General features: G+C 64.2%; 2 protein-coding genes and 2 pseudogenes. 2 read left to right on the top strand and 2 right to left on the bottom strand.

All coding sequences use genetic code 11. The annotated features are described in order from the left end of the window. Positions 1 to 94 precede the first annotated feature (94 nt). Positions 95 to 791 (bottom strand): annotated as a pseudogene (locus tag NKI54_RS35880) (IS630 family transposase); the annotation flags it as partial. A gap of 130 nt (positions 792 to 921) precedes the next feature. Then, the gene (locus NKI54_RS35885; protein ID WP_352694563.1) at positions 922 to 2,115 is read right to left on the bottom strand and encodes a DUF1173 domain-containing protein; all 1,194 of its coding nucleotides are present in this window, start codon (positions 2,113 to 2,115) and stop codon (positions 922 to 924) included. A 185-nt stretch (positions 2,116 to 2,300) separates the two neighbouring features. On the opposite strand from NKI54_RS35885, the gene NKI54_RS35890 reads away from it, so the two are divergent. Continuing rightward, positions 2,301 to 6,881 (top strand): strawberry notch-like NTP hydrolase domain-containing protein, encoded by a 4,581-nt coding sequence (locus NKI54_RS35890; RefSeq protein ID WP_352694565.1) that lies wholly within the window; start codon positions 2,301 to 2,303, stop codon positions 6,879 to 6,881. A 12-nt stretch (positions 6,882 to 6,893) separates the two neighbouring features. Continuing rightward, positions 6,894 to 7,002 (top strand): annotated as a pseudogene (locus NKI54_RS35895) (DNA primase); the annotation flags it as partial.

Genomic DNA, 7,002 nt, shown 5'->3' on the forward strand with positions numbered 1-7,002 from the left:
CATGTGGAACGCCGCATCAGAGGCCGGACACATGTCAGCACCCGACCACGCTCCTCATTCTTCATATAAGATTCTTCTTGCGCTGACGGGGGCGTCCACACATATCCATGACGACGATGTCGCCGGGTTTCAGCACGGTGATGAGCTGCTGCTCGACATAGGCGCGGAAGCATTGGCCGTTGATTGGCCCGTCGAAGACGCAAGGTGCCGCGAGCCTATCGCAGCGCAGCGCGCCGAGGAAGGTCAGCGTGCGCCAGTGGCCGTGCGGGGCCAAGCCGCGCAGCCGCTCGCCCTTCGGCCCCCAACCGCGCAGCGGAGCCATGTTGGTCTTGATCCAGGTCTCGTCGATGAAGACCAGATGCTGCGGATCGAGGCCGGCCTGCCAAGAGCGCCATCGCTGACGCCTGCGGGCAATATCAGCGCGCGCCTGCTCAAGGGCGAACAGCGTTTTTTTTGAAGCTCAGGCCCTCGCGGCGCAGGAACAGCCAGACCGCGTTGTGCGAGACCTTGACCCCGCGTGCGGCCAACTCATCCTTCAGACCATGCAGTGTCAGATGCGGCGTCTCACGCACACGCGCCTCGATGAAGGCACGGTGCGGCTCCAGCACCCTCTTGCGATGTCCGCCCATCTTGCCAGGCGCAACCGAGCCAGTCGCCCGATGGCGCTGCAACAACTTCACCGCCGCCGAAACCGAAATGCCGAACCGTTTCGCGGCCGACCGGCGGCTCTCGCCACCCAAAACCGCCGCTACAACACGTTCGCGAAGATCATCCGAAAGAGGTCGCGTCATCCGATGCTGGCCTCCACTCCAGCCAGCATCTTGAATCACAAAACCGACTGATCCGGAATCCCCTTCGATTCCGTCAAATCAGGAACCGCTCTAAGGCATACTGAAGCAGCGACGGAAATTCCGCCGACATTCAAGGCGGTAGCGGCGGCATATCGCTTTCGCCGACCCGCCATACCCAGGAGCCGATCTCCGGACGCGCGGCGATCATTTCATCGAGCGACGCTTCAAAGGTCTCGTCCGCTCCGGCCGGAACGACAAAGAGCGCTGTCGGCTCGTCCCTGTTCTGAAGCAACGCATTGGCGATCGGCTGGTCGGGTTGCAGGTCAAAGCGCAATCCCTTCACGCTCTTCTCGCGAAGACGAGCCAGCCCATCGACGAGCCTTTTCTCCAGGATCGTCTCGTAGGGAATCCAGTTCTCGGACACCACCATCAACGCGATCTCCTCGACAATGGCGAGGCCGGCCGGGTTCAGTCCGAACGTCGCGATCGTCATGAGATGTGAGCTGGAATCCGCTGCCCACAGCGACAATTCTTTCTCAAAACGCGCCTGCAAGCGGCGATGCAATGCATCATCGATGATGAAGGGAAAGCCGGGCAAATGTCTGATGACAAGTTTCTGACCGGATCGGGCAGGAACGATCTCTTTCACCTCGCCAACCAGAACCAGTAGCTTTCGTGGGCCGGATTTCGGCGGGAGCGCCATGCCGAGAGCCGCATTGCGACGATGTTCGATCGCTTGCCTGTTCTCGGCGCGAAACGGCTCGGGCACGAACAGGATATTCGCGAGCGGGTCGCCCCGCACCGTCATTTGCCCGGCAGCCTCGAGCAGATGCCAGCGGACATTCCACCAATGTCGCTTGCCGGCCCATCGGGATGTCCAGATCGTCAATTCGGCCTCGTGCCAGAGATAATGAAGGAGGCCACGCAGCGACATCCTCCTGGGATCGGCGGTTGCGCTGGCGGAACTTTGCCCCGCAGGCACGGATGCTGCCCGGCTCCCTGTCTTCGACAGGCTGAAGTCCAATTTGAGGGCCGCCATGCCGCTTTGCGGATCAAGCTGTATCGCGCTGCCCATCAGCGCGCCCAGCCCGGACAGTTCGTGAGGTGATTCATAGGAATCGCAGGACGGATCATGCCCGCCGCCGCTGAGCGGCATGCGCTTGATCAGATGAAGGTCGCCGATGCGGGCGATGTACATCGGGCAGCTCGGCTCGCGGCACAGGCATAGCGGACGCTCGGTGCGGGCATAGGCGTTCGCCAGCGCCGCCTGCAGGTCAGGCGCTCCCTCCTCGTAGACCGCACTGCCAATTCTGAACCGTCGCATCACCTCCGCAGCTCCAGGTCGCCGCCGCATCCCTGTCCGCGCATTCAAGTCATGGCTTTGTGCTGAGTGCAACCCCTTTGGTGCATCGGCGCCAGAGGCAGAGGGGAGCCCAGAGGAGTACGGCCCGGCTGGCGCGGAGAGAGTGCCGGCGCGGGCGCCACTCCCATCTCGCGAAGGACATCTCCATGAACATTGTTTCGACCACCTCAACCGTCGCACGTACGGCCGCTTCCCTTGCGGCGCCGGCACAAGACGCCATCGACACCGCCCAGGCGATCCATCAGGCGGGAATGCTGCTTTTGCCTTTCCTCGAACAGGGCGAGCCTGTCACCACCGCCGCACTGCGCACCGCCATGACGACAAGTTTTGGCGGCAGCGATGCGCAAGGGTTCTGGGTCTGGAAGGACGCCTATGAGGCGCTCGAAATCGCCCAGGTGCTGTTTCTGCGCCGGTTCGGCCCTGCGGTTCTGTCCCGGTCCACCACGCCGCAGGCAACGCTGGCGATGATGAAGCGCATCGCCGAACTTCTTCCCACTCATACGCGACGGTCCGACGAGAGCCAGGCCATGCAGCAGCTCTCCACGCCCTTGCCGCTGGCCTTCGTCACGGCGCACGCCGCGGCGATCGCATCTTGCGACCTCGTTCTCGAACCCTCGGCCGGCACCGGTCTGCTCGCCGTCCATGCCGAGATGGCGCGCGCCTCGATCGCTCTCAACGAGCTTGCAGCGACACGCGCCGATCTCCTCGGCCTTCTGTTCCCGCGCGTTCCCGTCTCGCGGCACGACGCCGCCCATATCGACGATCATCTCGACGCGGCCATGGAGCCGTCCGTCGTGCTGATGAATCCACCCTTCAGCGTCGGCGCATATGTCGACGGCCATGTCGCCGATGCCGCATGGCGGCACCTCTCTTCCGCATTCGCACGCCTGCGTCCGGGCGGACGCCTCGTTGCCATCACCGGCTCCGGGCTGTCTCCCGAAAACGCCAAATGGCGGCCGGCCTTCGAACGGTTGCAGCAGCAGGGCACCACCGTCTTCACCGCAGCGATCGACGGCCGTGTCTACGCCCGCCATGGGACGACGGCTGAGACCCGCTTGACCATCATCGACAAAGTTCCTGCTAACGACCCAACCAGCTTCTCCGGCTCGCCGGGCAAGGCCACGAATGTCGAAACGCTGCTCTCCTGGATCACGGATCTGCCGCCCCGGACACCGGGCGGCTTTCCGAACTCGACCGGTACATTGTCCAACGGCATCGTGCGCAATGCCGCCATGCACATGGGTGCCCAATCGGGAGCGAGAGCCGCACCCCTCGGTGCCTCAACGGCTGCTCCGAAGGCCATCCAATCGGTCCGCCCGACTGCGCGGGCGAAGCCCGCCCGCCAGGTCATGGCAAACAGCACGCCGGCTGTCCCCCTCGCCTATGAGCTGCGCGACTGGATGCCGGAGGAGGGCGGCCGGCTCACCGACACGATCTACGAACCCTATGCGCTCCAGTCGATTGACATTCCCCGCGCGAAACCGCATCCGACGTCGCTCGTGCACTCGGCCGCAATGGCCGCCGTCGCGCCGCCAAAGCCTTCCTATCGGCCGCTTCTTCCTGATGCGATCATCGACGAGGGCCTGCTGTCAGACGCCCAACTCGAAAGCGTCATCTATGCCGGCGAAGCCCATTGCGGCCATCTCACCGGCGCCTGGACTGTTGACGAGACCTGCGATGTCGTCTCCGCAGCGCCAGAAGGTGCTGAGAACGCGGTCCGCTTCCGCCGCGGATGGTTTTTGGGTGACGGAACCGGCTGCGGCAAGGGACGGCAGGTCGCCGGCATCATCCTCGACAATTGGCTACAGGGCCGCCGCCGTGCGATCTGGATTTCCAAGTCGGACAAATTGCTGGAAGACGCCCAGCGCGATTGGGCAGCACTCGGCCAGGAAAAACTTCTCGTGCAGCCACTCTCGCGCTATCGGCAGGGCACGCCGATCCGCCTTGCCGAGGGCATCCTGTTCACGACCTACGCAACCCTGCGCTCGCAAGAGCGGGAGGGCAAGAAATCCCGGATCGCCCAGATACTCGACTGGGTCGGCCAAGAGGCGAGGAGGGACGAAGGCCCGACGGGGAACAGAGAAAACTTGGCGGGGAGGCCCGAAAGCCAGACGGGGATTAAAGAAAGCCAGACAGGGATTGGAGAAAACCCGTCGGGGGCGAAAAAATCTTTCGATGGCGTCATCGTCTTTGACGAGGCCCACGCCATGGCCAATGCCGCTGGCGGCAAAAGTGAGCGTGGCGACGTCGCGCCCTCCCAACAAGGCAGGGCGGGCCTGCGGCTGCAGCACGCGCTGCCCGATGCCCGCGTTGTCTACGTCTCCGCGACCGGTGCGACCGCCGTCGAGAACCTGGCCTATGCGCAGCGTCTCGGCATTTGGGGCAGCGAGGATTTTCCATTCGCCAACCGCGCCGAATTCGTCGCCGCGATCGAGGACGGCGGTGTCGCGGCGATGGAAGTGCTCGCCCGCGATCTCAAGTCGCTCGGCCTCTATGCGGCGCGTTCGCTTTCTTATGACGGGGTCGAATATGAACTCCTCGAGCACGAGCTGTCCGAGGAGCAGATCCGCATCTACAACGCCTATGCGGACGCCTTCCAGGTCATCCACAACAACCTGACCGCCGCACTCGAGGCGACCAACATCACCAGTGAGTCCGGCACGCTGAACCGCAACGCCAAATCGGCGGCGCGCTCAGCCTTTGAAAGTACCAAGCAACGCTTTTTCTCGCATTTGATCACCTCGATGATGACGCCGACCCTGATCGGCGCGATCGAGCAGGACCTCGCCGACGGGCATGCGGCAGTCGTGCAGATCGTCTCGACCAGCGAGGCGCTGATGGAACGACGGCTTGCCGAGATCCCCACCGAGGAATGGTCGGACCTGCATGTCGACATCACGCCGCGCGAGTATGTCGGCGGGTACTTGATGCATTCCTTCCCGACCCAACTGTTCGAGGAGTATTCCGACGCGGAGGGCAACGTCTACTCGCGGCCTGTCCACGACGAAGATGGCAACCCGGTCCAGTGCCGCGAGGCGGTTCGCCGGCGCGGCGAGATGATCGAAAAACTCGCATCGCTGCCGCCGGTCGGCAGCGCCCTCGACCAGATCATCCATCATTTTGGCACAGACACCGTCGCCGAGGTGACCGGCCGCTCGCGCCGCATCGTCGAGAAGACCGGCCGCGACGGCATCGACCGGCTGGCCGTGGAAAACCGCCCTGGCTCGGCCAATCTGGCCGAGACCCAGAGTTTTATGGATGACGACAAGAGCGTTCTGATCTTCTCCGACGCCGGCGGTACAGGCCGCTCCTATCACGCCGATCTCGGGGCCAGGAACCAGAGGCTGCGCAAGCACTATCTGCTCGAGGCCGGCTGGCGCGCCGACAACGCCATCCAGGGTCTCGGAAGGACCCACCGCACAAATCAGAAGCAACCGCCGCTGTTCCGGCCGATGGCCGCCAACGTGAAGGCTGGCAAGCGATTCCTGTCGACGATCGCGCGACGGCTCGACACGCTTGGCGCGATCACGCGCGGCCAGCGCCAGACCGGCGGGGCAGGGCTGTTCCGGTCCGAGGACAATCTCGAAAGCCCCTATGCCCGTGCGGCCCTTCGCCAGTTCTATCTTCTGTTGCACCAGGGCAAGATCGACGGCTGCTCGCTCACGACCTTCGAGACGGTAACCGGCCTGTCGCTGACGACGGATGAAGGTGGTTTGCGCGACGAGCTGCCGCCGATCACGACCTGGCTCAATCGCCTGCTGGCGCTGCGCATCGAGACCCAGAACCTGCTGTTCGAGGTGTTCGAGCAGTTGATGGCGGGAAGAATAGAAGGCGCCATAGCCGCCGGCAATTATGACAAGGGTCTGGAGACGATCACGGCGGAGAGCATCGTCGTCACCGATCGTAGGACCGTCTATACCCATCCAGTCTCCGGCGCGCAGTCACATGTGCTCACCGTCGCGCGCAAGGACCGTATCCGGCCGCTCGGCCTCGTCGACGCGCTGGCCATCGTCCGGGCGGAGCCCCAATCGGTTCTGTTGGTGAACACACGGTCGAGCCGCGCGGCGATCCGGCTGCCGACGGCGAGCCTGATGCTCGACGACGGAACCGTCGAGCATCGCGCGCGCCTGCTGCGGCCGACCGACGAGCTGCGCTTCGGCCTCGACGCACTTGCCGAAACCCATTGGCAGCCGACCGACCGAAAACTCTTCTGCGAGCTGTGGGACTCGGAAGTCGCCGCCGTCCCGGAGTTCACCACCAGCACCTTTCACATCGTGACGGGTCTGCTGTTGCCGATCTGGCGTCGGCTGCCGGACGGCGACTGTCGAGTCTATCGAATCCAGACCGATGCCGGGGAGCGCATCATCGGCCGCCACATCGCGCCGACGCTGGTCGCCACCATGTTCCGCAATCTGGGTCTCGACGATGTGCCGAGGCTGGCGCCGGAAGATGCCTGGACCGGGCTCGCCGACGGACGGATTGGACTGCAACTCGCCGATGGCCTGATCCTGCGCCGCAGTCGGATCATGAACGACTACCGTGTCGAATTGGTCGGCTTCACCGACGCGATGGTCCCTCGGCTGAAGGCGCTGGGACTGATCTCCGAGATCATCGCCTGGAAGCTCCGGCTGTTCATCCCGACGACCGCGCAAGGGTCCGCCATCCTCGCCGCGCTCCTCGACCGCCATACGCTGGTTGGTGTCACCGACCGTACCTCGGCGACTTGAGGGGAGGCGATCATGACCGGCTCGGCCTCCGAGCTGGCACGCCGCCTTGGCGAACACGCCGAGGCGGTGTGCCGGGAATATCTCTCCAACGGCCATCGCTCCGGCAATTACTGGATGGTCG

This window comes from Mesorhizobium sp. M0663, assembly GCF_040320585.1.
GTDB lineage: Bacteria > Pseudomonadota > Alphaproteobacteria > Rhizobiales > Rhizobiaceae > Mesorhizobium.